This window comes from Mesorhizobium sp. NZP2298 (assembly GCF_013170825.1).
Lineage (GTDB): Bacteria > Pseudomonadota > Alphaproteobacteria > Rhizobiales > Rhizobiaceae > Mesorhizobium.
Genome location: NZ_CP033365.1, coordinates 3,041,397 through 3,065,037, shown reverse-complemented (window position 1 = coordinate 3,065,037; position 23,641 = coordinate 3,041,397). Strand labels below are relative to the sequence as shown.

At 63.2% G+C, this 23,641-nt stretch carries 28 protein-coding genes; 13 read left to right on the top strand and 15 right to left on the bottom strand.

The window, feature by feature from the left end; all coding sequences use genetic code 11:
• Nucleotides 1–68 precede the first annotated feature (68 nt).
• Entirely contained in the window at nucleotides 69–956 is an 888-nt protein-coding gene (locus EB231_RS14835) for an IS1 family transposase (protein ID WP_172352917.1), read from the bottom strand.
• A gap of 107 nt (nucleotides 957–1,063) precedes the next feature.
• On the opposite strand from EB231_RS14835, the gene EB231_RS14830 reads away from it, so the two are divergent.
• The 5 genes from EB231_RS14830 (at nucleotide 1,064) to EB231_RS14805 (ending at nucleotide 5,033) form a co-directional block, all read left to right on the top strand.
• Entirely contained in the window at nucleotides 1,064–1,357 is a 294-nt protein-coding gene (locus tag EB231_RS14830) for a type II toxin-antitoxin system RelE/ParE family toxin (RefSeq protein WP_172349456.1), read from the top strand.
• 11 nt (nucleotides 1,358–1,368) lie between these two features.
• Nucleotides 1,369–2,493, top strand: a complete 1,125-nt coding sequence (locus EB231_RS14825; RefSeq protein WP_246740958.1) for a HigA family addiction module antitoxin — start codon at nucleotides 1,369–1,371, stop codon at nucleotides 2,491–2,493.
• Between the two features lie 3 nt (nucleotides 2,494–2,496).
• The gene (locus EB231_RS14820; RefSeq protein WP_172349454.1) at nucleotides 2,497–2,958 is read left to right on the top strand and encodes a hypothetical protein; all 462 of its coding nucleotides are present in this window, start codon (nucleotides 2,497–2,499) and stop codon (nucleotides 2,956–2,958) included.
• 582 nt (nucleotides 2,959–3,540) lie between these two features.
• Nucleotides 3,541–3,885 (top strand): VOC family protein, encoded by a 345-nt coding sequence (locus EB231_RS14815; protein ID WP_172349453.1) that lies wholly within the window; start codon nucleotides 3,541–3,543, stop codon nucleotides 3,883–3,885.
• 419 nt (nucleotides 3,886–4,304) lie between these two features.
• Entirely contained in the window at nucleotides 4,305–5,033 is a 729-nt protein-coding gene (locus tag EB231_RS14805) for an SDR family oxidoreductase (protein ID WP_172349452.1), read from the top strand.
• Here the strand turns inward: EB231_RS14805 and EB231_RS14800 are convergent.
• Both EB231_RS14800 and EB231_RS14795 read right to left on the bottom strand, forming a co-directional pair.
• The gene (locus tag EB231_RS14800; RefSeq protein WP_172349451.1) at nucleotides 5,030–6,019 is read right to left on the bottom strand and encodes a LysR family transcriptional regulator; all 990 of its coding nucleotides are present in this window, start codon (nucleotides 6,017–6,019) and stop codon (nucleotides 5,030–5,032) included. The two genes, EB231_RS14805 and EB231_RS14800, sit on opposite strands and share 4 nt — an antisense overlap.
• Nucleotides 6,020–6,041: 22 nt before the next feature.
• The gene (locus tag EB231_RS14795) at nucleotides 6,042–6,947 is read right to left on the bottom strand and encodes a S1C family serine protease (RefSeq protein WP_172349450.1); all 906 of its coding nucleotides are present in this window, start codon (nucleotides 6,945–6,947) and stop codon (nucleotides 6,042–6,044) included.
• Nucleotides 6,948–7,329: 382 nt separating this feature from the next.
• Between EB231_RS14795 and yghU the strand changes: the two genes are divergently transcribed.
• Complete coding sequence (gene yghU / locus EB231_RS14790) at nucleotides 7,330–8,196, top strand: glutathione-dependent disulfide-bond oxidoreductase (RefSeq protein WP_172349449.1); 867 nt, start codon at nucleotides 7,330–7,332, stop codon at nucleotides 8,194–8,196.
• Between the two features lie 104 nt (nucleotides 8,197–8,300).
• Here the strand turns inward: yghU and EB231_RS14785 are convergent, their stop codons facing one another.
• Together EB231_RS14785 and EB231_RS14780 are read right to left on the bottom strand one after the other, a co-directional pair.
• Nucleotides 8,301–8,600, bottom strand: coding sequence for a DUF1236 domain-containing protein (locus tag EB231_RS14785; protein ID WP_172349448.1), 300 nt, complete (start codon nucleotides 8,598–8,600; stop codon nucleotides 8,301–8,303).
• Between the two features lie 670 nt (nucleotides 8,601–9,270).
• The gene (locus EB231_RS14780) at nucleotides 9,271–9,591 is read right to left on the bottom strand and encodes a hypothetical protein (protein WP_172347037.1); all 321 of its coding nucleotides are present in this window, start codon (nucleotides 9,589–9,591) and stop codon (nucleotides 9,271–9,273) included.
• Between the two features lie 202 nt (nucleotides 9,592–9,793).
• Between EB231_RS14780 and EB231_RS14775 the strand changes: the two genes are divergently transcribed.
• The 4 genes from EB231_RS14775 to EB231_RS14760 all read left to right on the top strand — a co-directional run bounded on the left by EB231_RS14775 (nucleotide 9,794) and on the right by EB231_RS14760 (nucleotide 11,802).
• The gene (locus EB231_RS14775; RefSeq protein ID WP_340163210.1) at nucleotides 9,794–10,543 is read left to right on the top strand and encodes a sulfotransferase family protein; all 750 of its coding nucleotides are present in this window, start codon (nucleotides 9,794–9,796) and stop codon (nucleotides 10,541–10,543) included.
• 86 nt (nucleotides 10,544–10,629) lie between these two features.
• On the top strand, nucleotides 10,630–10,914 hold the full coding sequence (locus EB231_RS14770; RefSeq protein WP_172349446.1) for a hypothetical protein: 285 nt from the start codon (nucleotides 10,630–10,632) through the stop codon (nucleotides 10,912–10,914).
• 107 nt (nucleotides 10,915–11,021) lie between these two features.
• A complete protein-coding gene (locus EB231_RS14765; RefSeq protein WP_172349445.1) occupies nucleotides 11,022–11,408 on the top strand; it encodes a hypothetical protein in 387 nt (128 codons plus the stop codon).
• A gap of 187 nt (nucleotides 11,409–11,595) precedes the next feature.
• Nucleotides 11,596–11,802 (top strand): hypothetical protein, encoded by a 207-nt coding sequence (locus EB231_RS14760; protein ID WP_172349444.1) that lies wholly within the window; start codon nucleotides 11,596–11,598, stop codon nucleotides 11,800–11,802.
• Nucleotides 11,803–11,851: 49 nt separating this feature from the next.
• Here EB231_RS14760 and EB231_RS14755 read toward each other — a convergent pair whose 3' ends face one another.
• From EB231_RS14755 to EB231_RS14750, 3 genes are all read right to left on the bottom strand, one after another.
• Nucleotides 11,852–11,989, bottom strand: a complete 138-nt coding sequence (locus tag EB231_RS14755) for a hypothetical protein (RefSeq protein WP_246740957.1) — start codon at nucleotides 11,987–11,989, stop codon at nucleotides 11,852–11,854.
• 6 nt (nucleotides 11,990–11,995) lie between these two features.
• Nucleotides 11,996–12,199 (bottom strand): hypothetical protein, encoded by a 204-nt coding sequence (locus tag EB231_RS35140; RefSeq protein WP_246740956.1) that lies wholly within the window; start codon nucleotides 12,197–12,199, stop codon nucleotides 11,996–11,998.
• A gap of 393 nt (nucleotides 12,200–12,592) precedes the next feature.
• Nucleotides 12,593–14,221, bottom strand: a complete 1,629-nt coding sequence (locus EB231_RS14750) for a WD40 repeat domain-containing protein (protein WP_172349443.1) — start codon at nucleotides 14,219–14,221, stop codon at nucleotides 12,593–12,595.
• A gap of 335 nt (nucleotides 14,222–14,556) precedes the next feature.
• Here EB231_RS14750 and EB231_RS14745 point away from each other — a divergent pair, with 335 nt between their 5' ends.
• Nucleotides 14,557–14,646, top strand: coding sequence for a putative RiPP precursor (locus tag EB231_RS14745; RefSeq protein ID WP_172349442.1), 90 nt, complete (start codon nucleotides 14,557–14,559; stop codon nucleotides 14,644–14,646).
• A 30-nt stretch (nucleotides 14,647–14,676) separates the two neighbouring features.
• The gene (locus tag EB231_RS14740) at nucleotides 14,677–14,859 is read left to right on the top strand and encodes a hypothetical protein (RefSeq protein ID WP_172349441.1); all 183 of its coding nucleotides are present in this window, start codon (nucleotides 14,677–14,679) and stop codon (nucleotides 14,857–14,859) included.
• Nucleotides 14,860–14,970: 111 nt separating this feature from the next.
• On the opposite strand, the gene EB231_RS14735 is transcribed toward EB231_RS14740, so the two are convergent.
• The 6 genes from EB231_RS14735 to EB231_RS14710 form a co-directional block, all read right to left on the bottom strand.
• Nucleotides 14,971–15,741: an exodeoxyribonuclease III gene (locus EB231_RS14735; protein ID WP_172349440.1), complete on the bottom strand. Its 771-nt coding sequence runs from the start codon at nucleotides 15,739–15,741 to the stop codon at nucleotides 14,971–14,973.
• 9 nt (nucleotides 15,742–15,750) lie between these two features.
• Entirely contained in the window at nucleotides 15,751–16,422 is a 672-nt protein-coding gene (locus EB231_RS14730; protein ID WP_172349439.1) for an alpha/beta hydrolase family protein, read from the bottom strand.
• A gap of 215 nt (nucleotides 16,423–16,637) precedes the next feature.
• Nucleotides 16,638–17,762 carry a tetratricopeptide repeat protein gene (locus tag EB231_RS14725; RefSeq protein ID WP_172349438.1) on the bottom strand — a complete coding sequence of 375 codons (1,125 nt, stop codon included), beginning with the start codon at nucleotides 17,760–17,762 and terminating at the stop codon, nucleotides 16,638–16,640.
• The gene (ku, locus tag EB231_RS14720) at nucleotides 17,759–18,667 is read right to left on the bottom strand and encodes a non-homologous end joining protein Ku (RefSeq protein WP_172349437.1); all 909 of its coding nucleotides are present in this window, start codon (nucleotides 18,665–18,667) and stop codon (nucleotides 17,759–17,761) included. The genes EB231_RS14725 and ku overlap by 4 nt, the downstream gene beginning before the upstream one ends.
• Nucleotides 18,668–19,030: 363 nt before the next feature.
• Nucleotides 19,031–21,532: a DNA ligase D gene (gene ligD / locus EB231_RS14715; RefSeq protein WP_172349436.1), complete on the bottom strand. Its 2,502-nt coding sequence runs from the start codon at nucleotides 21,530–21,532 to the stop codon at nucleotides 19,031–19,033.
• Between the two features lie 70 nt (nucleotides 21,533–21,602).
• The gene (locus EB231_RS14710) at nucleotides 21,603–21,827 is read right to left on the bottom strand and encodes a hypothetical protein (protein WP_172349435.1); all 225 of its coding nucleotides are present in this window, start codon (nucleotides 21,825–21,827) and stop codon (nucleotides 21,603–21,605) included.
• A gap of 198 nt (nucleotides 21,828–22,025) precedes the next feature.
• Here EB231_RS14710 and EB231_RS14705 point away from each other — a divergent pair, with 198 nt between their 5' ends.
• Nucleotides 22,026–22,340, top strand: coding sequence for an EthD family reductase (locus EB231_RS14705; RefSeq protein WP_172349434.1), 315 nt, complete (start codon nucleotides 22,026–22,028; stop codon nucleotides 22,338–22,340).
• A 63-nt stretch (nucleotides 22,341–22,403) separates the two neighbouring features.
• Here the strand turns inward: EB231_RS14705 and EB231_RS14700 are convergent, their stop codons facing one another.
• Nucleotides 22,404–23,627: a GNAT family N-acetyltransferase gene (locus EB231_RS14700; RefSeq protein ID WP_246740955.1), complete on the bottom strand. Its 1,224-nt coding sequence runs from the start codon at nucleotides 23,625–23,627 to the stop codon at nucleotides 22,404–22,406.
• Nucleotides 23,628–23,641 lie beyond the last annotated feature (14 nt).

Genomic DNA, 23,641 nt, shown 5'->3' with positions numbered 1-23,641 from the left:
TCTTGCCTCCGTCATGGTGCGATTGCCCGCATCATGGCACAGTCCACTACCAGTTTTAGGGTAGTGGGTCAGTTTGAAATTCCGCGCTTTTTGTAAGGACCGCGCACAGTCGACTTTTCGGCTTCCTTCGCTTCGATCAGTGCAACGATGTCTGCGACTTCCCAAAGCTTGTCAGTGACGCCAGCAGCCATTGCTGGGGTCACGCGCAGCGAAGCATGGATGCGCACGAAATTGTAATACATGAAGTGGAGCGCCACGGCATTGACGTGCTGCTCAATCTTCTTGGAAAAGCCATTGGTCAACCGCGTGAAGCGGCGCATGTGCATCCGCATGGTGAGGTTCTGGCGTTCGGCAAATGACGTGCTGACGTGCTTGGGATCGGGATTGCCTTCAATGCGCGTCTTCTTTGCACCGGTGCATTCGGCGGGGCTGTAGCGGCCCTTGGCGCTCTCTGGCGCATTGCCATACAGCTTGATCAGCATGGCGTAATCGATGTCACCACCGAATGCACCCTCGATCGTCTCTAGGTATGCCTTGTGGCCGTCGCTAGTAAGCTGGACGCGGTTCGCCAGACGCGAGCGAAGATCGTCCATAAAGCCGATTGCATAGTCACCGTCGCGACCGCCAACCAGCCAAGACATGACCAGCTTTGTGTCGGCGTCGATTGCCGTCCAGGTCCAGGTGTCGCCATAGGCGAGGTCTTGTCGCTTGGCCGTCGCGACATTCTTCTGCTTGGCGTAGGTGAAGCTCCAGATTTCGTCCACCTGCACCCGCTTGCTGGTCAGGTTGCGAAGAGCTTGGTCCTGATATTGTGCGCAAATCTCGCCCGCATCCGAAAGGAGCTTGGCGACTGTATTTTTGCTGGTACCCATGATGCGGGTGATCGAACGGATCGACTGACCTTCGCAGAGCATGTGAAGGATACGAGACCGGGCTTGGGCGTCCAACCTATTCATACTGACCATTATGCATAAGCGCTCTTGCTTTGCAATAATTATTACGCTATCCGGGATAGAGGGTATTGAGAAATTTTCTCCGGCGCTATATAAAAGGGACGTGAGGCATGGAGATCGAATTTGCCGACGATGACCTCGACAAATTGGAGGTGGACCCGCGTTTCAACGCCGGCTTCGGGCCGGACGTTGTTCGCGGGTTTCGCAAGGCTTTGTGGGCATTGCGCGCAGCTGTTGACCAGCGAGACCTCTATCGGGGTGGGCTTAGATTCGAAAAGCTTCAAGGGAGAAGGGGCCACCAACATTCGGTGCGGCTGACTAAGCAGTGGCGGCTCATTATTGAGATCGTCACCGACAACGAAGGCACCCGACTGCGGGTAATTGAGATAGCGGATTATCACTGATGCCAAGGACAATGACCGACAGAATACCAGCCGAAGCTTTCCCGCCGGGCGAGTTCCTTAAGGACGCGCTGGATGATTTGGGCTGGTCACAGACAGAATTTGCAGAGATCATCGGCCGCAAGGCCAATGTGGTCAATGAGATCGTCACCGGTAAGCGCTCTATTACTCCTGACACGGCGCGAGAGATCGCTGCGGCGCTGGATACGACTCCGCAGTACTGGCTGAATTTGGAATCCGCTTATCAGCTGTCGAAAACATCGCCGGCTGACGAACGGATCGCTCGCGAAGCGGAGATGCGGAAGCGCTTCCCCGTGCGGGATTTGGCGAAGCGTGGCTGGCTTCCGCATCGGGCCGGCGAGAGTATGGAAGCATCGGTTTGCCGCTTCTTCGGGATCGCCTCGATTGGTGATCCTATCACCGGCTCGTTCGCCGCATGGAGGAAGAGGAACAACGAAGAGATTTCCACGATCCAGCTGGCTTGGCTTATCCGCGTAAAGCGCCTTGCGGAAGCGATGGTCGTGCCGAAGTTCTCGGAAACGCTACTGCGCGACGCGCTTGTCCAGCTTGAAGCCTTGATGGTTGACCCGGAAGAGGTTCGCCATATCCCACGCATCTTGCATGACTGTGGTGTGCGGTTTTTGGTTGTCGAACCGCTTCCCGGCTCGCGCATTGATGGGGTGTGTTTCTGGCTGGATAAAAACAGGTCGCCGGTCATTGCCCTGTCGCTTAAGGGTGGCGACCAGATCGACCGCTTTTGGTTTAATCTACGGCATGAGATCGAACACATTTTGAGGCTTGAAGGCCGCGATAATCCGGTCATCGACAACTTCGAAGATGATGACCGACTTGCCGACGAATCCGAACGTGCAGCCGATGCGGCGGCGGCGGATTTCTGTGTGCCGAAACTGAAGATGGAAAGCTTCATTCGTCGGCATGACCCGATCTATTCCAAGCCAGGGTTGATCGGTTTTTCGAAACTAGTGAAGCGCCATCCCGGCATCGTGGCCGGGCAAATACAAAAGCACCTCAACAGATGGGACTTATTCAAGCAGTACCAAGCCAAGGTGCGGCATGTCCTCATACGTACGGCTATGACCGATGGGTATGGGGTGACACCGCATCTGAAGGAGATTTGAAGCATGACTTACAGTAAGCAGATGCAGAAAATCGTTGCAGAGTACCGCATGTCCGGCGAGCCATGGCCGGCAGGCACCAGAACAATGGCCGCTTGGGCTATCCGAACCGGACGTTGGGAACTGCCGGAGTCGGCAGCCATCTCCAAATGCGCCGAAGATTTGCAGTCGGCCATGCGCGAAGACTATATCACCGACAAGCGCGGAAGGAAGGTTCGGAAGCTGCATCCCGCCACGATCAAGTCGGGTGGCCAGCAGATGGTTCTTTGGGACGATATTCGAACCGCCCCACGGCACCATATGCAGATGTCATTTCAGCAGCGCCGTCGCGGGATCGTAGGTGACGTTCGCCAGCTGAAGATCGATGTCGATAGCTACAATGATGCGAGGTCAGACGAAGAGCCTATCCAGATGGATTTCGACTTCACGATGGACTTGGCGGAAATCGAGGCGGCAGAAGCCGCTTAGTCGCCGCGCTTTCTCCAACGGGCCGATGCTGCTAACCTTGCTGCATCGGCCCTTTCTTCTGCCGACATACGGTCCGCCCGCACACGGCCACCAATCTTACCGCCGCGCCGACCTAGCTCCACAGCGGCCTTGTTCTTGTGGTCCTCTTCGGCAGTCGCTTCGCCAGTGGCGATGTCGACAATCGACCTCGCCAACTGGTTAGGATCGCGCGGGCGCTTCGGGTGCTTCTCTGTCATCAGCCGTCCCGCCAGTCGCCACGGCCATTGTCGCGCATTGAAGCTTGGGCCTGATCCATAGCGTCTTCTTTCGACAATGCAGGGTTATCAGCCATCAACTTGGCTGCGATTTCCTCTTGTCGCTTTATCGCTTTTTGCGTGCGCTTTCGGAGAGGATGGTTCGTTCCGGGAGCATTTGCAGTCATAACTCCCAATATGGCATCCAAGGCCGGCCATTTGAAGGCTGAATTTCAAACTGACCCACTACCAGTTTTAGGCAGCAGTGGGGCACGCCGCCGCGAAGCAACGGAACGGCCCATCCATCGCCGCGTTGCGGCTTCAGTGCAACCGCCCGATGGAGGTCCCGATGGCGATAGAGACCATTTTCGCCCATGTCAGCTGTTCCGATCTCGAAGCCAGCATCGGCTGGTACGAAAAGCTCTTCGGCAAGCCGCCGCTGCGCCGGCCGATGCCGGGGCTGGCCGAATGGCACTTCACCGAGAGCGCCGAGCTGCAGCTGTTCGAGGACAAGGACAAGGCCGGCACCTCCACGCTGACGCTCGGCGTCCTGCCCCTGGCACCCGAACGGCAGCGGCTGGTGGCGGCCGGCCTCCAACCCGGCCCGATCGAGGAGGCCGACCATTTCTGGATCATGCGCATGCGCGATCCCGACGGGAACCTGGTGGTGTTCGCGAGCGAGGAACGCGAGTAGAAGCGCCAAACTGCGCCCGCACGGCGGGAAGATAGGCCGCCTAGGCCGGTGGCGGGTGGCCGGCGTCAGTCCATGGCGGCGTATGATCCCCATCATCCCGGCTTTGTCAGGCGGGCCGCCCGCGGTGGCGTGGAACATGGCGAAGATCTCGTGGAAATAGTCCGGGCCGATCGCCGCCGGGGACATATTGCGCGACATCGAGGAGGAGTGGCGTACCGAGCTCGGGCCGGAGCGCTTCACCCAGCTGAAGGCGCTGCTGTTCGCGGTGGACAGCCCGCTGGTGCGTTGAACGAGACGGTCCCACTGGGCGGCCAGCACCATCGGCCTCTCCGATAGCACCATCGGTTTCTTCCGTTTTCCCATGGTGCCCTGACCTGCCAATCCCCTGCCCTTGTCCAATCCAGCAAAGGCAGAGCGACATGAGCATTTCAAACCAGAAAATCCTGATCGTCGGCGGCGGCTCCGGCATGGGCCTGGCGCTGGCCAGGCGTTGCGTCGAGGCCGGTGCCGAAATCGTCATCGCCGGGCGCGGCGACCAGAGGCTGCAACAGGCGCGCGAGGCGCTCGGCAATCCCGCCGGCCTGGAGGTAGCCGTCGTCGACATCGCCCGGGAAGACCAGGTTGCGGCGTTGTTCGCGCGCATCGGCGGGCTCGACCACATCGTCAGCACGGCGGCCGATATTGAAGGTGCCTATAGGCTGCTGCCGGAGCTTGATCTCGAGGCGGCGCAACGCGTGGTCGAGAGCAAGTTCTATGGCCCGTTGCTGCTCGCCAAGCACGGCGCGCCACGGCTGGCGGCAACCGGCTCGATAAGCTTCGTTTCAGGCATCGCCGCCTATCGGCCGGCGGCGCGCGGCTCGGTCGTCGCCGCGGTCAATGCCGCGCTCGAAGGGCTGGTGCGGGCGCTTGCCGTCGAGCTCGCGCCGATCCGCGTCAACGCCGTCTCGCCCGGCTGGGTCGATACCGAGATCTGGGCGCAGGTCGCCGGCGACCGCAAGGCCGAGATGCTTGCCGCGATGGCCGAGCGGCTGCCCGTCGGCAGGGTCGGCCGACCGGAAGACATCGCCGACGCCATCGCCTTCCTGATCGGCAATGGTTTTACCACCGGAACGACGCTGCATGTCGAGGGCGGGCACCGGCTGGTTTAGCTGGTGACGCTCGTTTTCAGAGAGTTGTTTGGAAACAGGGCCTTGGACCCTTCGGCCGATTCAAGACCTGAACGAGCCCCGGAGCGTTCCGGCGCCAGTATGTCGCGCGCGGCGGCGAGCAATTGCCTGAGCGCCGGCGGCTGGACGCGCCGGCGCCGCCAGATCATCGCCAGCGGCGCCGCCCGCATCCGGCCGGGCCATGGCAGTTCGACAAGATCGCCACGCTCAAGCGCGTCGCTGGCGGCAAGGCGTGGAACGAGGCCCAGGCCGGCGCCCGCCGCCACCAGCCGGACGATGGCGCCGATGCTGCCGGCTTCGGCGGCAAGCCTCGGTGCCGCCATGCCCGCCTCGGCAAAAGCAGTGTCGACCATATGACGGTAGATGCACCCAGGCTCGGTCGCCACGAAGCGCAGCGCGGCAAGGTCTTCCAACCCGCGTGGCGCGGTGGCCTGCCCTGGAGCCGCGACCAGCACCAGCGGTTCGGCCCCTATCGTGCGGCTGGCCAGGCGTTCATCGGCGGCGCCCCCCACGCGGTCGCGACGTTCGAAGCAGAAGGCGACATCGATATCGCCATCCCTGAGCAGGTGCCGCAGCGTGCCGCTGTCGGCCACCTTCATCCGCACGGTGATCTCTGGATGGCTGGCCTGGAACCCAGGCAGCCAGGGCGCCAGCCGGGCCGAGGCGATCGTTTCCAGCGCGCCGATGCTCAGCGCCCCGCTGGTGCGCCCGGCAGCCGCCAGCACCGCCGCGCGTCCCTCACCGTCGAGCCGCAGCAACTCTTCCGCGATCGGCTTCAGCGCCAGCCCCGCCGGCGTCATCTCCAGGCCCGACTTCGAGCGCGTGAACAAGGCAGCGCCAAGCTCGGCCTCGAGGGTCTGGATCTGGTCGCTGACACTCGATTGCGCGAGGTGAACCGCCTCGGCGGCGCGCGTGATGTTGCGGCTGCGCGCCACCGCGAGAAAGGTCTTGAGCAGTCTTGGATGCATCGCCTGGCCGAAATCGCCCAGCCTACTGCAATTGCGGCTTCTTCAGGAAGCTGCCGCGGTCCGCGGACTTGACGCGCAGCCAGGTCTCGCGGCCGTCGCGCACCACGCGCATCGGGATTTCGGCACCGGCCGAGCCGCTGTCCCATAGCTTGCGGTAGAAATCGGCGAGCCCGTCGACCGCGCCGTCGCGGACCTCGGAGATGACGTCGCCCTGGCGCAGGCCGGCTTTTGCCGCCGGGCCACCCTCGGTCACGCTCATCACCACCACCTTGCCGTCGCTCTCGGCCGACAGGGCGCCAAGCCATGGACGCGGCGGCTTGGCCACCTGGCCGCGCGTCAGGAGATCGTCGAGGATCGGCGGCAGCAGATCGATCGGCACCACCATGTTGATATCGGCGACCTCGCCGGCGCGGCTCATCTGCAGGCGCAGCGAGCCGATGCCGAGCAGTGCGCCATCGGCGCCGAACAGCGGCGCACCGCCCCAGGACGGATGCGCGGGCGCGATGAAGATCGCCTCGTCGAGCAGATACTCCCAATAGCCGGCGAATTCCTGCTTGGTGACGATCTTGGCCTCGACCGCCCGGCCGATGCCGTCGGCAAGCACCACCGCGTCGCCGATCCGGGCCTTGCCGGCATCGCCCAGCGCCACCGCCGGCAGGCCGGTCGGCGCCAGTGCCTGGACCAGACCGAAGCCCGATTCCTGGTCATAGGCCAGCGCGTGCGCCGGGATGACACGGCCATCATGCGCGGTCAGCCAGACTTCCTCGGCCTCGGTGATGAGATAGCCGATGGTCAGCACCAGCCCGTCATCCCTGATGACGACGCCGCTGCCTTCCCTGAGCGTGCCCAGCGCGCCGGCCGTGAAGGCATCGTCGGGAACGGTGGCGCGCACGGCGACGACGGAGCGCGGGTTGGGATTGATGGCCATGATTTTGTCCTGCGATGCAAATGCCCTGGCGGCTTCTTCTATAGGTATGCGCTGGGGGAGATCGCGCAAGGGTAGAAGGTGCAATTGCAAAAGGCAGCGCCGCCCCTCATCCCCCTGCCGGGACCTTCTCCCCGTATAGTGACGGGGAGAAGGGAGCTGCGTTGACCTCGGCGCTCTTCTTGCGACATTGGCGATTGGCGAAAGCGCCGATAACGGCGTCTTTCTCCCCGTCACTATACGGGGAGAAATGTCCGGCAGGACAATGAGGGGCAGCGCCAACATTGACAATAGTTCAACGCAAGTTGAACTTCCGCCTCCGCAGCCCTAGCTGTAGATGGATCTGCCCATCCCGTCCCACGCTATCTTCCCCACGAGGCCCGACATGACAGAGTACACCCCGCCGAAAGTATGGACCTGGAACAAGGCAAATGGCGGCGCCTTTGCCAGCATCAACCGGCCGATCGCCGGGCCGACGCATGACAAGGAATTGCCCGTCGGCAAGCACCCGCTGCAGCTCTACTCGCTGGCGACGCCGAACGGCGTCAAGGTCACCGTCATGTTGGAGGAACTGCTGGCGCGCGGCCACGAGGGCGCCGAATACGATGCGTGGCTGATCAGGATCAACGATGGCGACCAGTTCGGCAGCGGCTTCGTCGAGGTCAACCCGAACTCCAAGATCCCGGCTCTGATGGACCGCAGCGGCGCGACGCCGGTGCGCATCTTCGAATCCGGATCGATCCTGGTCTATCTCGCCGAAAAGTTCGGCGAATTCCTGCCCACCGAGCAGCCGGCGCGCGCGGAAGTCTTGTCCTGGCTGTTCTGGCAGATGGGCTCGGCGCCGTATCTTGGCGGCGGCTTCGGCCATTTCTACGCCTATGCGCCGCAGAAATTCGAATATGCCATCGACCGCTTCTCGATGGAGGTGAAGCGGCAGATGGACGTGCTCGATCGCCGGCTTGCCGAGACGGAATATCTCGGCGGCAAGGACTATTCGATCGCCGACATGGCGGTATGGCCCTGGTATGGCGGGCTGGCGCTTGGCCGCATGTACAATGACGCCGCCGAGTTCCTGTCGGTGCAGGACTACAGCCATGTACAGCGCTGGGCGAAGGCGATCGACGCCCGCCCCGCGGTCAAGCGCGGCCGCATGGTCAACCGCGCCTTCGGCGAACCGGCCCTGCAGTTGCACGAGCGCCACGACGCCGGCGATTTCGACACCAAGACGCAGGACAAGCTGGCCGCCGAATAGACATCGGCAAGGACCAGCTTCACAAGAAAGCCCGCCACGGAGCGTGGCGGGCTTTTCCCAAGGCTAGACTGGTGTCGCACCCACTGTCATGGCCGAGCCATGGATCAGTGCAGCACCTCGACGATCTGACGCGTATCGGGATCGACCAGCACGGTCTGGTCATTGATCACGGCGACGCGGTACTTGACGTTCGGCACCTCACGCAATTCGACCTTGTCCGGCACCGGAGAGCCGAGCTTGAGCTCAAGGCCGAGCAGGTTTACCGACGCCAGCGGCTGCTTCTTGACGTATTCACGAACCACCGTCTCCTGCTCGGGCTGAACGACGATTGTGTCGGCCATCGCCACACCCATGCCGCCCATCAGGACGATCGCGGCTGCTGCACTCGAAAGATAATGTTTCACGGTAACCTCCATTTGTATTTATCCAGTAGCCACCCAGGAGAATAACTCAGCCGATACCACGAGGTTCCATCGCAATTTGTGGAATAAATGCGGCATTCCCAACAAACGCCGACTTTATTAGTTCACGTATGAGTTGTATCACTCAGCCTATGGCGAAATATCAAAGATTAAACCTAATATTTAAGACATAAAGCAAAATACACTTACAACGGAAAGATGCGCATAGGTGCCTCTTCCGTAAACACGATTTACCGATCGCCTTAGCGATAGCTAACGTAAAGAGCGCGATGTCGTTCCGGATGCGTTGCGCGGTGCGACGAAAAAGGCTCGCGCTGCCGGGAGCAGAGCGAGCCTTAGACGATGCCGGCGGAGGTGGCAGCCTCACCGGTCACACCAGGAAAACGCCGGTGCCGGCATCCGGTTCCAGCCAAGGCGACATGGGCTGCCCTCGATGCAACCACGGCGCCCTGACGACGTTGTGCACGCATTCGAGGAAATCCCAAGCAAGGATATCGCGCCATGGCTCCCCGCCCTCCCGTGACCAAGCATCCCTTCACGCTGATGTTTGTCGTCATCGCGCTGATGGCGCCCTTTGCCGGCCTCGCCTGGCGTACCCGGGAATGGATAGGTTGGTAGGCTTCGCGGCTGTCTGTAAGGCGCGACCAGGAAACTACCGCTTGGTCGTCTTTTTCCCGACGGTGACCGATGGAGCCTCGGGAGGCGGCGATGCTTCAGATGGCTTAGGCTTGTCCACCGCCGGATCGGCGACGCCGCCGCTCCCCTCGAAATGCCCGCCGATGCCATGCGTCTGCTCTACGAACTGACGCCGGCGGAGCAGCGCGTTTTCGAACTCGTCGTGGCCGGCGAAAAGACGGCCGTCTACTAGTGTCCACGCAAGCGCCTGCCAGAAAGAACCGGTGGCTATATAGGTCCATGCCGCGACAATGATTGAAGTGGCTGACATCCCAACGAGAAACTGTCCAAAGTACATCGATTCCCAAAGTCGCCGAAACCGCCCCGGTTCGCACGACTCCCTGCCCGAATTCCCATTTCCCGCACACAACGCTCCATTGTTTTAGCAAAATCGCAAGTATGTGGTCGACCGGTTGGGCAACGGCTATTGCGCGTTGGCCCGGTCCGGCGCAATTTGATGCTCACGGACTGAGATAACGCAGAAAATAAGTCTGCGGGGGATGGGGGAAATGACGCTCAAACTGATTGGGGCCGGTTTCGGCCGCACAGGCACGTGGTCTACTTTTGTTGCGCTGAACAGGCTCGGCCTGCCCTGCTATCACATGCAGGAAGTAATCATGAACAAGGCCAACAAGGGCCATCTCGATTTCTGGCGCAAGGTCGCCAACAGCCCGCCCGGCACCCAGCACGACTGGAACCGCGTCTTCGCCAACTATACGGCGACCGTCGACAACCCGGGCTGCTGCGTGTGGAAGGAATTGCTGGCCACCTATCCCGATGCCAAGGTGCTTTTGACCTTGCACCCGCGCGGCGCCGAGGCGTGGTACGAAAGCACCATCGACACGATCTACTTCACCGAGAATGTCTGGCAGTTCAAGATCCTGGAATGGCTGACGCCGTTCGGGCGGAAATTCGGCGACATGTCGCGCAAGTTGATATGGGGCCGCACGCTGGACGGGGTGATGGGCGACCGCGCCAAGGCCGTGGCGCGATACAACGCCTATATCGAGGAGGTGAAGGCGGCGGTGCCGCCGCACAAGCTGCTGGTCTACAAGGTGACCGAGGGCTGGGCGCCGCTCTGCGAGTTCCTCGGCGTGGCGCTGCCCAACGATCCCTTCCCCAATCTCAACGACCGCGAGACGATCAAGAAGATCATCCGCGACATCATCAAGGGGTCGTACATCATGCTGGGGCTGGCGATCGCCGCTGTGGTGGCGGTGCTTGCCGCACTGTGGTGGTGGCTGGGGTAGCTGCGCCTGGACCCCGCGGTCCGAAGCGGAACCAACAGCTGTATCCCGAGTTTCGCCTTCAGTCTTTCATGGATTGGAGTCCAAGCATGGCACCGCGCAGCAAACCACGCACCAACGATGACGATAGCCCTGAGGTCGAGGGGCCTACCATCGCGCAACTGGACTGGGATGCCGTCAAGGGCGGCCAGATCCTGCCGGATTCCGTCTCCGAAAACGGCGACATGCGTTACGGCACGGAAAAGGATGGCGAGCTGCCGGACGAAGACGACGACAACGCCAATCAGGACAGCGACGACGCCTTGCCCGACGACGAGGAAGAAGCCGCGATCAAGCGCCACCCGACGCGCGAGGGTCGGTTCGACGAGACGTGAGGGCTGGAAATCACCGGCCCTTTTCAGAGCTGCAAGCACCTCTTCCCGCAATTTCGGCGTAGTCCCTTGCAGCTGACCCCACTCCCGCAACGGTGTGGGGATGCATCTTGAGTTTCGAAACGAGCGAGTGTGCCTGGCCGCGGGAAACCGGCAATGTCTTCAGCCAGCTCATCGATCTTTGCGGGCGGCTGCGGCAATCCAGGATTTTCCTGCTTCGCCTGCAAGCCGGTAAGCCTCTTCAAATGGGTCCGCTTCCTCGCGGACTTCCGTCGTCGGCATCGGCATCGGCATCGGCATCGGCATCGGCTGGGGTGCCGCATGACGACCTGCCGCGCAAGAAGCCCTATAAATTCTTTGTCCCTGGGCTGCGGCCTTTGCCTGATGAAATGTGGCGAATTACACCTCGCAGCCACATGTCGCCGGCTGATAATTTGCCCTTCCCAACACCCTTCTGCCTCTCGGGAGGGCAAGGGCATTATATCTCCTTTGGCTAAAATAACGGAACGTCCAATGGACATTGCCGGAACCGAACAGGGCCTCCCGGACCTTTGCTACAGATACCCAAGACCTTGGTCCTGCAAGGAAACGCAAAGGGCCGATGACGCTCCTCATCGGGAACATCCCGCCTCTGCCATCGTTTGCCGCAAGGTCCCCAGACCGGATCATTTAGGAGGAAAAGCGATGTCACATCGGTCCATCATCACCAGGACAGGCCACGGCCCCGGTACGGCGATCGCCGTGTTGATGGTCGGGCTGATGGCGGTGGGAATTGTGTTCCTCGTCCTTGGCGGCGCGCTCTATTTCGGCGAGGCGTCTTCGGACTCACACGCCCTGTCTTCGGTGCCGGCGCGATCGTTCCAGCAAGCTGATCGCGGAGCGGCGAATTGATCGATCCGCGCTTCGGAGCGCCCTCTCGCCTCATGTCAAGGACGCCGCCTCAGCGCGCCAGTATCGTCTCGTCCCCGGCCACCGCCTTGCCCCGGCGATAGACCGTGCGGTCCTTCGGCACGGCCACCACCGCCTCGGGCACATGCAGCGCCCGCATGGCCACAAAATCGGCCTTGGCGCCAACCATGATGCCCTAATCCACCACCACATCGAAGGCAGCAGCCAGGTCGCGGTTCCTCGTAGAAGCCGGAGCGGTAGAGAAATCCGCCAGCGACCCATCGGCCAGCTTCGCGTTGCGGAAAATCGTCAGTTGGCTCACCGGTCCTGTTGAAAGCGCCGGTCCTCGCGCCCGCGCGCCGCGGGTCAATGCGGCGGAGGCGAGAACTGTTTCACGCAACAGCCCCGGCCGGGAACCACATCTTGGCTCCTGCCTATTCCGCTTTCGCGGAAGTTTCGGCGGGCGCCGCGATATGCAATGATGCTGTCGCGGCGGTACGAGCCGCCCTGGTTGACGCGGGCGCCCAAGCACACCAACAATGCGCCCCGCCCGCGTCGGCCACGGCAAGCGCATGGCGCCAGACGACGCCGCCGCGCGACGTGATGATCGCGATAGTCCAACATTGCGGAGCAGATGCTGCCGGCAATCCAGCAAAAGCCGATCCACCAATTCATCCAAGCGTCTTATCGGACCAATCGTCAGCTCGGAATTAAGCCGTCGTTGTATACACAGTGACAAATCGTCAAGGCGCGAGCCGAACATGGCTTGTCTTGCCCTCGGCCTCTCCAGCCCTCACTGCGGCGCACCGGCAAACAGCACCACGCCGTCGCCGCCGGCCGCCGGCCAATCCCTGATGGTGCGGTCGTAGCCGCCGGTCAGCACCGTGCCGTCGGGGGCGAAGGCCACCGCGTAGATCGGGCCGGTCTGGCTGTCGAACATCGCGATCTGGTTGCCGGTTTCCATGTCCCACAGGCGCGCCGTGCCATCGAGCGAACCCGACAGCAGGCGCTTGCCGTCCGCCGACAGCGCCACCGTGTAGACCGTGCCCTCATGGCCGTCGAAGCGCTTCACCTCGCGGCCGCTGTCGAGATCCCAGACCTTGATCGTCAGGTCGCCGCTGCCGGTGATCAGATGGCGCCCGTCGGCGGTGAACACCGCGCCATAGGTGCCTTGCTCGTGGCCGTGCCAGCTGCGCAACTGCTTGCCGCTTTCGACGTCCCAGAGCTTCAGCGTGCCGTCGATGCTGCCGCTGAGCGCCTGCTTGCCGTCGGGTGAGACGGCGACCGCGCTGATCGACCAGTCGTGCCCGGTCAGCACATGCAGCACCGAATTGTTGACGAGATCCCAGACGATGACGTTGCCGGTATCGTGTCCGCTGACGGCGCGCTTGCCGTCCGGGCTGATCGCCAGCTTGTTGACGCCGCCATTCTGGCCGGCCTGGAAGACATGCAGCACGGCGCCATCGGCAAGTTTGCGCAGAACGATCTCGCCGTCGTCGCCCCCCGTCAGCGCGCTGACGCCGTCGGGCATGTAGAGCGCGGTGCGCGCCATGTCCTTGTGGACGCCGAGGTTGCGGATCAGGTGCTTGCCGCCCATGTCCCAGAGCTTGATCACATGGTCGGTGCTGGCGCTCATGATCGATTGGCCATCGGGCGCCACCGCCAGCCACACGACCGCGTCGCGATGGCCATCGGGCTGCGTCGGAACCGCCGGTGGCGGCGGCGGCAACGGCGCCACGGTGGGCGGCGGAATGACCGCGACCTCCGGCGGGGCGACGGGCGCCGGCGCCGGTGCGGCCACGGGCGGTGCTGGCGGCGCCGGTGCCGGCGGCGGATTGGCGGCTACCGGCGGCGGAGCTGGTTGCGGGGCTGGCACGGGAGCCGGCTCCGCTGCCGGTGGCGCGCTGGCCACATCCTGGCCTTTTGGTTCACCGGGTTTGGGTTCGGCAAGTTTGGGTTGATCTGGCTTGGGTTCGCTGAGCTTGGGTTGATCTGGCTTGGGTTGATCTGGCTTGGGTTCACTGGGCTTGGGCTCGCTCGGCTGGCTGGCCACGTCGCCGCCATCATGCCACGGGCCGAACCGGTCGGCGGCCAGCGCCGCCAGCACAACCAACGGCAAGGCGAAGAACACCTTGCGCAGGCCGGGCCTGCCAGTCTCCCGCACCTCGGCCGTGCGGCCGAACAGCGGCGCCCCGGCGGCATGCGCCGGCCGCCCAGGCAGAAGACCGGCCCAGAACAGCAAGGCGCCGACCAGGCAGGCTAACGCCGCCACGGAGAAAGCCGCCAGCCGGGGCAAATTCGCGCCCGGCCCGGAAAAGCCGTGCAAGGCAACAGCGCCGATCAGCGGATAGATCAGCGCCAGGCAGGCGATCGCAAACGCGGCAAGGACAAGCGCAGCCAACCTGTCAGCCAATCTGTTCATCGCGCTCCCCCCTCGCCGGGCTCTCGGGCCAGACTACCAGCGTCAACCGTCTATCGCAAAACGCATCCTGTGCCTGCATGCGACGGATGGATGCGTCTAAAACCTTGAAGAAGATCGGTTAGTGACCTCGATCAAGAGAGCAGTTCGAAGCTGATCGCGATCGCCCGCGTCGCGGCGCAAAAATGTGTTCTTCGGCTTGATCAGGCGCTACAAAAAGAACCGATGTCAATTTACCACAGTCATCACTGATACGCGTTGGACTATCCCCTGCGAAATATTGACACCAGGCGGCACTGTGTCACTGTCGCGCTGGGATATAGTGGAGAGTCTGCATTATGAAGAGAATTTATGAACGGCCCGTATTGGTCAAGAAGGGCAATCTGAAATCCGTCGTCGCGGTGACGCCGTCGATCCAGCCGCAATAAGAATATCGCGTCTTCGCCGGGTTTTCCGGTATGGCCGTGGCTGTCAATGGTGTTGATTTGACGGCTTTAAGTGATTTACGCCATCACCATTGTCGAGAGCTGGAATATGAAGAAGACCTATGTACGGCCCGTCCTGGTCAAGAAGGGCAATTTGAAATCGGTCACGGCGACCGCCTCGGCTCCGCCGGTCTTGGATTGACCCTCGGAACCTGATCAACCAACACGACCGCGCCTGGATTGACGGCGGGCACGGATAGGCCGCTGGAGATTTTGTAGGCTACGTGTTGGCGCTGCCTGTTCGTGTGACGATTGTCGCGCGGCCGCTCACTTCAACTCCACCCAGACCGGCGCATGGTCGCTGGCGCCGTCCTGCCCGCGCACGTCGCGGTCGATGCCTGCCCCCATCAGCCGGCGGACGAGCGTCTTTGACAGCAATATGTGGTCGAGCCGCAAACCCGCATCGCGCGGCCAGCGGTTCCGGCGGTAATCCCAGAACGTATAGAGCGTCTCCTTCGGATAGACTTTCCGCAACGCGTCGACCCAGCCCTGCTCGATGAGGGCGGCGAAGGCGGCGCGGCTTTCCGGCTGCACCAGCGCGTTGTCGTCATAGGAGCGGGTGGCATAGATGTCGCGCGGCTCGGGCACGATATTGTAGTCACCGGCCAGCACGACAGGCAGGCCGGTGCCGAGAAGCTGTTCGGCATGCGCCTCCAGGCGCTTGTGCCATGCGAGCTTGTACTTAAATTTCGGCCCCGGCTGCGGATTGCCGTTCGGCGCGTAGAGGCAGGCGATGACGATGCCGTTCACCGCTGCCTCGATGTAGCGGCTTTGTTTGTCGGCATCGTCGCCGGGCAAGGCATCGCGGGTCAGGACGGGTTCCGCGCCGCGCGCGAGAATGGCGACGCCGTTCCAGGTCGGCTCGCCCTTCCACACCGCGCCATAGCCGGCGTCCGCCAGCGCGGTGCTCGGGAACTGCATGTCACGCGCCTTGAGTTCCTGCAGGCAGACGACGTCGGGTTCTGCCGCCGCCAGCCAGGACAGGAGGTTTTCCAGCCGGCTGTTGATGTTGTTGATGTTGAAGGTGGCGATTTTCATGGCGCTTCGTCATCCTCGGGCTTGACCCGAGGATGACGAAGTCGATGGTTGCACCATCCAAACCTTCACCGTCTCGGCCAGCGTCTTCAGATGATCGGCCGCCGAAAATCCCGAAATGCTCTTGCGCGGCTTGAGATCATGGTCGCCATCCTCGAGCCAGATCACCTCGATCGCATCGGACAGCCCATAACCGGCCACCTCGTCGCGCGTGCCGAACTCGTCGCGCGTGCCTTGAAAAATCAGCGTCGGCGTCTTCAGCCCTATCAGATGCTTCGTGCGCAACTGGTCAGGTTTGCCGGGCGGATGGAAGGGATAGCCGAGGCACAGCAGGCCTGATATTTCGCCCTTGGCGAACATCTCGTCCGCGACCATCGAGGCAACGCGCCCGCCCATCGACTTGCCGCCGATGATAAGCTTCCCGGTCACGCCCCTGGCGCGCAAGTCGGCGATCGCCTTGATGTACTCCGGATTCACCGTCTCGGCGCGCGGCGGCGGCTTGCGCTGGCCGTAGCGGCGGGCCGCCATATAGTGGAATTCGAAGCGCGCCACCTGGAAGCCAGCGGCGGCCAGCGCCTTGGCGGTGGCGGTCATCGAGGGCGAATCCATTGACGCGCCGGCGCCATGCGCGAGCAGGATGGTGACGGGGGCGGTGTCGTCGCCGTCGAAGAGGAAGGTTGTCATGGCAACTCCAGCGTTGACGACCCCTTCTCCCCTTGTGGGAGAAGGTGGCCGAGCGAAGCTCGGTCGGATGAGGGGTGTTCCAGCTTGGCGCACACGGTCATCAACGCCTCGGCAAACAACAAGCTGGTCAACCTCTCATTCCTTCCAGCACCCCTCATCCGTCTCGGCGCTGGCGCGCCGATCCACCTTCTCCCACAAGGGAGAAGGAAAGGCCCTCACCCCGTCGTCCGCGCCAGCTGCAAATCCACGAACTGCACCCCCCTGGCCGCCACACCGGCCCATTCGGACTCCGCGTCGAGTTCCAGATACCGCACCCACAGCCGCCGTGCCTCGGGCAGATTGCCGGCGTCGAATTCCAGCCGCGCCAGATTGAACACCGGGTCGGCATAGGCCTTGTCGAGCGCGATCGCCTTCTGCAGATGCTTTCGCGCCGAGGCGTCGCGGCCTTGCTCGCTCATCAGGCCGGCAAGGTTGAACCAGGCTTCGACGAAGGCGGGGTCGAGCTTTATCGCCCTGGCATAGTCATGCGCGGCCTCGGCAGCGTGGCCGCCGGCGCGCAGGCAATTGGCGCGGTTGAAGGCGGCGATAGCGTCGGTCGGGTCGATGGCGAGGCAGCGCTGGTAGAGCGCGGCGGCACCTTCATGGTCGCCGCCCTCCTCCGCCGCTTCGGCCTCGGCGAACAATTCTTCCAGCGTGTCGTCGCCCTGTGCAGCGCTGCCAAGATCGAACAGCAATTGCCCGTCGAGCTCGCTTTGGCCGCCCTCGAGATAGATCGCGTCGGGCCGGCCGTGCTGCGAGCCGACAGCGAGCGACTTGGCGGTGAGCGAGGCGACCGGACCGGAGCGGTGCACGGAGCGCGCGATCGCGCCCCAACTCGCCCCGCCGGCCACCAGCCCGGCATATTTGCGCGCCAGGATCAGGTCGCGGAAGGAATAGGGTTCGCAATCATGCTCGAAGGCATCGAACAGCGAGAGCAGATCGAGGTCGGCGCCGGACAGCCGCGACTGATCGATCAGCGACTGCCTGGACAGTGACGATACCTCCGGCGCCTTCATCAGCCCGAGCAGGCGCAGAAAACCATTCTCGCTGATCAGCACGCGCCCTGCCGCACGTTCGGCGGCGACGCGGCGCCCGATCCCGGCATCGCCGTTTTTCGTCAGACCAGCCTTGGCGAGAAGCGTGCGGCCGAACACGACATGCGTGGTGCGCCGGGTGATGCCGCGCCTGAGCTGGCCATGCTGGCGCTCGACCTCGCGGGCGGCGAGCCTGAGCGGAAACGCCGACAGCGCGCCGACAGTCCCGAAGACGGCGCCCGGTAGCCCGACGGCCGGTGCCGTCATTTCTTGCTCTTGCCGACCGCCTTGAGCAGACTGGCCTTCAGCGGATTTTCAGGGGCACCGCCCGCTGCCGCCTTCTTGGCGGCGGGCTTGGCCGCCACCTCGTCGGCCTTGCTCTTCGACTTGGCCGGCGGCTTCGACTGCGACAGGCTGGCCTTCAGCGCGTCCATCAGGTTGATGACATTGCCGCGCTCGGGCGCCGCCGCGATGATCGGCTTGTGGCCCTTGAGCTTCTCGCGGATCATCGCCATCAGCGCGATCTCGTAGCGGTCCTCGTAGTTCTTCGGATCGAAGGTGGTTTCCTTCTGCTTGATCAGCGCTTCGGCGAGTTCAAGCATTTCCGGATCCGGCTTGCCGGCCGGAATGTTGCCGAAATATTCAGCCGTGCCGCGCACTTCGTTCGGATTTCTCAAGGTACACACGAACATGCCGTTCTCGCGCGCGCCGATCGTCACCACCCGCTCGCGGCTGGACAGAACCAGCCGCGCGATCGCCAGCTTACCGGATTTGCGCATGGCCTCGCGCAAAACGGCGAAGGTCTCCTCCGCCATCGCCCCATCCGGCGCCAGATAGTAGGGCGCGTCCTGGTAGATGACATCGACCTCGCCCTCGTCGACGAAGGCTTCGATGTTCATCGTATGGTTGGACTCGATGCGCACCGCGTCGAGGTCGGCATCATCGATGATGATGTACTGCTTGTCCTCGTACTCGTAACCCTTGACCAGATCCGAGCGCTCGACAAGCCCGAGTTCCGGGTCGACGGGCTTCATGTTGATGCGGTTGTGGGTCTTCTTGTGCAGCTGGTTGAACGAGATGCGTTCGCTGGTGGTCGTTGCGGGGTATAGCCGCACCGGACAGCTGACGAGGCTGAGCTTGAGGTAACCCTTCCAACTTGCCCTGGGCGCCATGATACACTCCTACGCGGCCATGCACTGACATTTTAGCTTGAACATGATCTTACCCAAAAACCGGTTCCCACTTTTTGGGATCATGCTCTCTGCAGCGCTTTCGTCCGAAGGACGATTGGCGCCGTGGTAATCCTACACCGACCCCGCACAATACCAGCAAATCCCTGACGAAATCTTCCATCTCGCCGGAGGGGTCAGGGGCGGAGAATAATTCAAATTGTCGGAAGCGTCGATGGTGGGCGAGGCGCTGGTGATTGGCCGATTGCCTCGAAGCTTCGTCACCCTAGGGCGGAGCAAGGAGCGAAGCGACGCGCGCAGACCCCAGGATGACGAATGCGAGGGTCGCGCGCCATCACGAATGATCTACCGCGCGGTCCCAAACACCGGCAAATCCCGCGCGAACTCATCAATCTCCGCCCACGGATCGCCCGACGTCTCCAGCAACCCCGGCAGCGAGGAATAGTTCAGATCCTGCGGCGCATCGATCGCTTCCAGGTCGCTCCAGCTCACCGGCGTCGAGGCCGGCAGATTGGTCCGCGCCCGCAGCGAATAGGGGGCGGCGGAGGTGTGGCCGCGCGCGTTGCGGTGATAGTCGATGAAGATGCGCTTCTTGCGGTTTTCCTTGCCCATGGTGGTCGTGAAGGTGTCGGGCGCGGTGGCCGCCAGATGGGTTGATATGGCGCTGGTCGCCTGATGCAGCTTCTTCCAGTTCTGTTTTGGCGTCACCGGCACGGTGATGTGGATGCCGTTGCCGCCGGATGTCTTGGCGAAAGGAACCAGCCCCAGCCCCTCCAGCTCGCCCTTGATATGGACGGCCGCCTCCACCACCTCGCGCCACGAAATCCCCTCGCCCGGGTCGAGGTCGAAGACGATCTGGTCGGGCTTGTCGAGGCTGGCGCGGTGCGTGCCCCAGGTGTGGAACTCGACGACGCCGAACTGCGCCAGCGCCAGATAGCCCTTGGCGCCTTCGACCGAGAGATAGGATTTGGTTTCGCCTTCGGAATTGGTCGCCTGGAACGTCACCACCGAGGGCGGCATGCCGGTGAAGGCGTGGCGCTGGAAGAAGCAATCCTTGGGCAGGCCGGTCGGACAGCGCACCAGCGACACCGGTCGGCCAAGGATGTGCGGCAGCATGAAGTCGCCGACCAGCGCGTAATAGACGGCGATGTCGAGCTTGGTCGGTCCGGTCTTGCCGAACAGGCGCCGCTCCGGATTGGTCACCCAGATGGTGGCGAGGTCCGCCTCGGATATCAGCCGTTTGCGCTTGGCCGAGACCGGTGTCGACAGGCCGACATCCCTCAGACCGCGAAACACGCCATGGCGCAGCGAATTGTCCGCCGTTCGGTTGGCATAGTGGATGCGCGCCGAAAACAATGGCTTCACCCAGTGCATCTCGCGCATGATCTCGCGCGGCACGCCTTCGGGCGGCGTCGCGCCCGCTGTCAGCGGCTCCAGCCGTGCCAGCAGGTCCGAGGCCGTCTCGGCATCGAAGCCGGTGCCGACCTTGCCGCGATAATGCAGTTCGCCGTCCTCCCACTCGGCCATGCCAAGTGCGGCCAGCCCTTCCGCCGCTTGCGAGGTCGTGTAGCCCGCGATGACGAAATCGTCCTTCTGGAGCGCCTTGCTTTTGGTCCAGCTCTTGGTGCGGCCGCTCTGGTATATGGCGTTGGCGCGTTTGGACACGACGCCTTCGAGCCCGATCTCCGTAGCCTGATCGTAAAGCCCCTGCCCGGAGCCTTCGACATGGTCGGAGAACTGGATGGCGGAGTTGGCGCCAAGGCCGGCAAGCAGTTCCGCCAGCAGCGCCTTGCGCCGGATCAGCGGCACCTTCGTCAGATCCCAGCCGTCGAGATGCAGGAGATCGAAGGCATAGAAATGCAGCTTGCTGCCGGCACCTTCGGCCAGCGCATCCTGCAGCAGCGCGAAGCGGCTGATGCCCCGGCCGTCGAGCACGACGATCTCGCCGTCGACGATTGCCTCGCGGCACGGCAATCTGGCGAAGGCGTGCGGCAGGTCGCCGTAGCGTCTTGTCCAGTCTATGCCGCCACGGGTGATCAACCGCACCTGCCCGTCGGAAACATGCGCCATGGTGCGGTAGCCGTCGAACTTGATCTCGTGCAGCCAGAGCTCGTTTGTGTTCTCGGCAACGCTTTCGCCGCCCGGCGGTTTTGGCACCTGCGTCGCCAGCTGCGGCTCGATGCGGCTGAGCGCCGGCGCCTTGACGGCGCCAGGCAGCGTGCTTGGTTTCAGGGAACCCGGCTTGGGCGAGGACTTCGCGGCCGGCTTCGCCGTTGCGGCCAGTTCCTCGATGCGCAATCCCGATTTCACGCTTTCCGGCCGCGCTTCGAGGATGTTCAGCGTCGTGTCTGCGGCAAGGTCGCGCTCCTTGAACAGCAGCCAGTTTTTCTTCTCCGCGCCCTCGCCGGGCTTGGGCTTCAGGCGCGTCAGCATCCAGCCGCCATTGAGCTTGTCGCCGGCCAGCCGGAACTTGAAGGCGCCGGTCCTCAGGCTCTTTTCCACATCGTCCATCGGCGCCCATGTGCCGGTGTCCCAGACGATCATCGGCCCGCCGCCATACTCGCCCTCGGGGATGACGCCCTCGAAGTCGATATATTCGAGCGGATGGTCCTCGGTCTCGACCGCCAGCCTCTTGTCGGCCGGGTTGAGCGAGGGCCCGCGTGGCACCGCCCAACTCTTCAGCACATCGCCGACCTGCAGGCGCAGGTCGTAATGATCGGCGGTGGCATGATGCTTGTGGACGACGAAGCGGTTGCCGTCGCCGGTAATGAGGCCGCCCGCCGGCTCCGGCGTCTTGGAGAATTCACGCTTGGCGCGATAGGGTTTGAGCTTGGAGGAAGCGGGCATGGGTCAGCGCCCAAAGCGTTTGGCAAGCAGGAGCAACCGCCGCGTTCCGTAACCGATGGACGTCACGCTCTCAATCGTCGGCGGCCGGCGTGAGTTCGAGCTCGGCCGGCGACAGCCCCTGCCGAAGTTGCTCGAGCCGGAACTCATCCACCCAGTAGGCCTCGCCGTCGACCAGCACGCGCGCCCTGTAGGCACCGTCCGAAAAGCTCTGCGCGGTGATGTAGACCTTGTGGGCGTCGAGCGCCTTGCGCACCGCGGCGCGCTTGGCATTCTGGCTGGTTACGGGACTGAACATGACGCTGCCCTCGGTCGCCCTGACACATCGGGCGACTGGGCTCAAGGATGACGGAGACAAGCAGTCCTGTCAATTTCGGGCGCGGGACCATGCCGCTGGTCCCGCGAAAATCCGGCATCGCTGTCGAAATCCGCTCCCGGCGAACGACATTGGTGCGGCGCCGACGAGGCGCGATCACCTCAAGCAGGGAGCTCCACCATGGCCAAGATGCTTGTCATCTACAAAACTCCCGCCGATCCAGCGGCGTTCGAGCGCCATTATCACGACATTCACGTGCCGCTGGCCAAGCAATTGCCCGGACTGCGGCGCTACGAGATCAGCCGGTCGCCGATCATGAATGTCCTGCCGGGCGAGACGCCCTACAGGGTCGCCATCCTCCATTTCGACAGTCCGGAGGCCATTCGCACGGCCTTTGCCAGCGAGATCGGCCGGGCCTGCGCGGAGGACCGGCGAAAGTTCGCCGGCGATGATGATCTGGTGACGATGCTGCTCTTCGACACCGAGCCGCTCTGAACCATCACGTCATCGCGCACGGCCATCAATTCCTGCTCCCGAAGCCGCTTCGGGAGCCGTTCTTCAGTTCTTCAATCGCCGCAGCCGGCGCATCACACCCTGCACGGTCTTGTACAGTTCCGGCTTGGAGCGCACGAAAAGCTCGATCCTGCCGCGCAACTTGATATAGGCCGTCGCCCCGCTGCCTCGCAGCGTGATCGGCTCGCACAACTCCGCCAGCACCGAGCTTGAAGCGCCGATATGCTGCTTGTAACCCTGGCTGCCGACCGACAGGTCGAAATAGCCGAGCCCTTGCGCCACCCCCCACATCATCAGCTTGCCGATTGTCGCCAGGCCCGGCGAGGCGTTGGCCACCGCGTCCTGGTCGATCCCGAGCAGAAGGGCATGCAAGGTGCCCTTCATGACCAGCACATAGATGACGGCGAGATAGGTTTGCCCGACACGCAGCCCGAACAGCCGCACCGAGCCGTCGGACAGGCCTTGCAGGGCGGCGTTGCGATAGAACTCGACGACCGGTGCCTGCGTCAGGAGGTCGAAACGCCCGAGCTCGCGGAAGCGATTGAGCCTGAGCTCCAGCAGCGTCGCGAACTGCTCTTCCACCATATCCGGTGTCTCGGCTTCGGCCAGGTCGAGCTTGCCCATCTGTTCGAAGCGGCGGCAGTGCTTGTGGAAGTTCTTGGCGAAGGACGATTTGCAGATGCGCTTGATCAGCGTCGCCGGCTCGCCATGCATGGCCAGGCCCGAGGCGATCTGGATGGAATCGCGCGTCGCCGAAAGCAGCGCCAGCGGATTGGCGACGCCATGGATCTGTTGCGGAATGCCCGCTATGTGGATGCGGTCCGCCGGCGGCAGCACGGCGCGGACCGCTGCCCATGCGGCATCGGCACCTTGCCTGGTCCAGGGTCTCGCATCGGCCAGCAGCGGCGCCGAATAATCGCACACGCCGCAGCTCAGCCATTCGATGACATAGTGCCCAAGCGCCCGGCGCCGCATCAGGGGCAGCAACATGGCCGGCCCGCCCGTAACGGCGTCGTTGACCTCGACGACCAGCAGCTCGGCGCTTCCGGGCATCAGCCGTTTGGCGATCCCTTCCACCCAGGCAAGGCCCTGATGACCGGTGCATAGGCCGGTCGCCTCAAGGCGCTGCCACAGCGGCCTTACGCTGTCGAAGCTGGTGTGCAGACGCGCCGTATAGTGCGCGACGGCGCCCAAACCGGCGACATCGGGGGAAACCAGCTGGCCCGATACATCCGCCGCCGCTTCCATTCGCATTGCCTGGCCTGCCACGTACTTCTCCCGTC

What these genes read in the sequence shown, in the direction of transcription:
- EB231_RS14835 (WP_172352917.1), bottom strand. Translation starts at nt 956, where the DNA reads ATGAATAGGTTGGACGCCCAAGCCCGGTCTCGTATCCTTCACATGCTC.
- EB231_RS14830 (WP_172349456.1), top strand. Translation starts at nt 1,064, where the DNA reads ATGGAGATCGAATTTGCCGACGATGACCTCGACAAATTGGAGGTGGAC.
- EB231_RS14825 (WP_246740958.1), top strand. Translation starts at nt 1,369, where the DNA reads ATGACCGACAGAATACCAGCCGAAGCTTTCCCGCCGGGCGAGTTCCTT.
- EB231_RS14820 (WP_172349454.1), top strand. Translation starts at nt 2,497, where the DNA reads ATGACTTACAGTAAGCAGATGCAGAAAATCGTTGCAGAGTACCGCATG.
- EB231_RS14815 (WP_172349453.1), top strand. Translation starts at nt 3,541, where the DNA reads ATGGCGATAGAGACCATTTTCGCCCATGTCAGCTGTTCCGATCTCGAA.
- EB231_RS14805 (WP_172349452.1), top strand. Translation starts at nt 4,305, where the DNA reads ATGAGCATTTCAAACCAGAAAATCCTGATCGTCGGCGGCGGCTCCGGC.
- EB231_RS14800 (WP_172349451.1), bottom strand. Translation starts at nt 6,019, where the DNA reads ATGCATCCAAGACTGCTCAAGACCTTTCTCGCGGTGGCGCGCAGCCGC.
- EB231_RS14795 (WP_172349450.1), bottom strand. Translation starts at nt 6,947, where the DNA reads ATGGCCATCAATCCCAACCCGCGCTCCGTCGTCGCCGTGCGCGCCACC.
- yghU (WP_172349449.1), top strand. Translation starts at nt 7,330, where the DNA reads ATGACAGAGTACACCCCGCCGAAAGTATGGACCTGGAACAAGGCAAAT.
- EB231_RS14780 (WP_172347037.1), bottom strand. Translation starts at nt 9,591, where the DNA reads ATGTACTTTGGACAGTTTCTCGTTGGGATGTCAGCCACTTCAATCATT.
- EB231_RS14775 (WP_340163210.1), top strand. Translation starts at nt 9,794, where the DNA reads ATGGGGGAAATGACGCTCAAACTGATTGGGGCCGGTTTCGGCCGCACA.
- EB231_RS14770 (WP_172349446.1), top strand. Translation starts at nt 10,630, where the DNA reads ATGGCACCGCGCAGCAAACCACGCACCAACGATGACGATAGCCCTGAG.
- EB231_RS14760 (WP_172349444.1), top strand. Translation starts at nt 11,596, where the DNA reads ATGTCACATCGGTCCATCATCACCAGGACAGGCCACGGCCCCGGTACG.
- EB231_RS14755 (WP_246740957.1), bottom strand. Translation starts at nt 11,989, where the DNA reads ATGGTTGGCGCCAAGGCCGATTTTGTGGCCATGCGGGCGCTGCATGTG.
- EB231_RS14750 (WP_172349443.1), bottom strand. Translation starts at nt 14,221, where the DNA reads ATGAACAGATTGGCTGACAGGTTGGCTGCGCTTGTCCTTGCCGCGTTT.
- EB231_RS14745 (WP_172349442.1), top strand. Translation starts at nt 14,557, where the DNA reads ATGAAGAGAATTTATGAACGGCCCGTATTGGTCAAGAAGGGCAATCTG.
- EB231_RS14740 (WP_172349441.1), top strand. Translation starts at nt 14,677, where the DNA reads ATGGCCGTGGCTGTCAATGGTGTTGATTTGACGGCTTTAAGTGATTTA.
- EB231_RS14735 (WP_172349440.1), bottom strand. Translation starts at nt 15,741, where the DNA reads ATGAAAATCGCCACCTTCAACATCAACAACATCAACAGCCGGCTGGAA.
- EB231_RS14730 (WP_172349439.1), bottom strand. Translation starts at nt 16,422, where the DNA reads ATGACAACCTTCCTCTTCGACGGCGACGACACCGCCCCCGTCACCATC.
- EB231_RS14725 (WP_172349438.1), bottom strand. Translation starts at nt 17,762, where the DNA reads ATGACGGCACCGGCCGTCGGGCTACCGGGCGCCGTCTTCGGGACTGTC.
- ku (WP_172349437.1), bottom strand. Translation starts at nt 18,667, where the DNA reads ATGGCGCCCAGGGCAAGTTGGAAGGGTTACCTCAAGCTCAGCCTCGTC.
- ligD (WP_172349436.1), bottom strand. Translation starts at nt 21,532, where the DNA reads ATGCCCGCTTCCTCCAAGCTCAAACCCTATCGCGCCAAGCGTGAATTC.
- EB231_RS14710 (WP_172349435.1), bottom strand. Translation starts at nt 21,827, where the DNA reads ATGTTCAGTCCCGTAACCAGCCAGAATGCCAAGCGCGCCGCGGTGCGC.
- EB231_RS14705 (WP_172349434.1), top strand. Translation starts at nt 22,026, where the DNA reads ATGGCCAAGATGCTTGTCATCTACAAAACTCCCGCCGATCCAGCGGCG.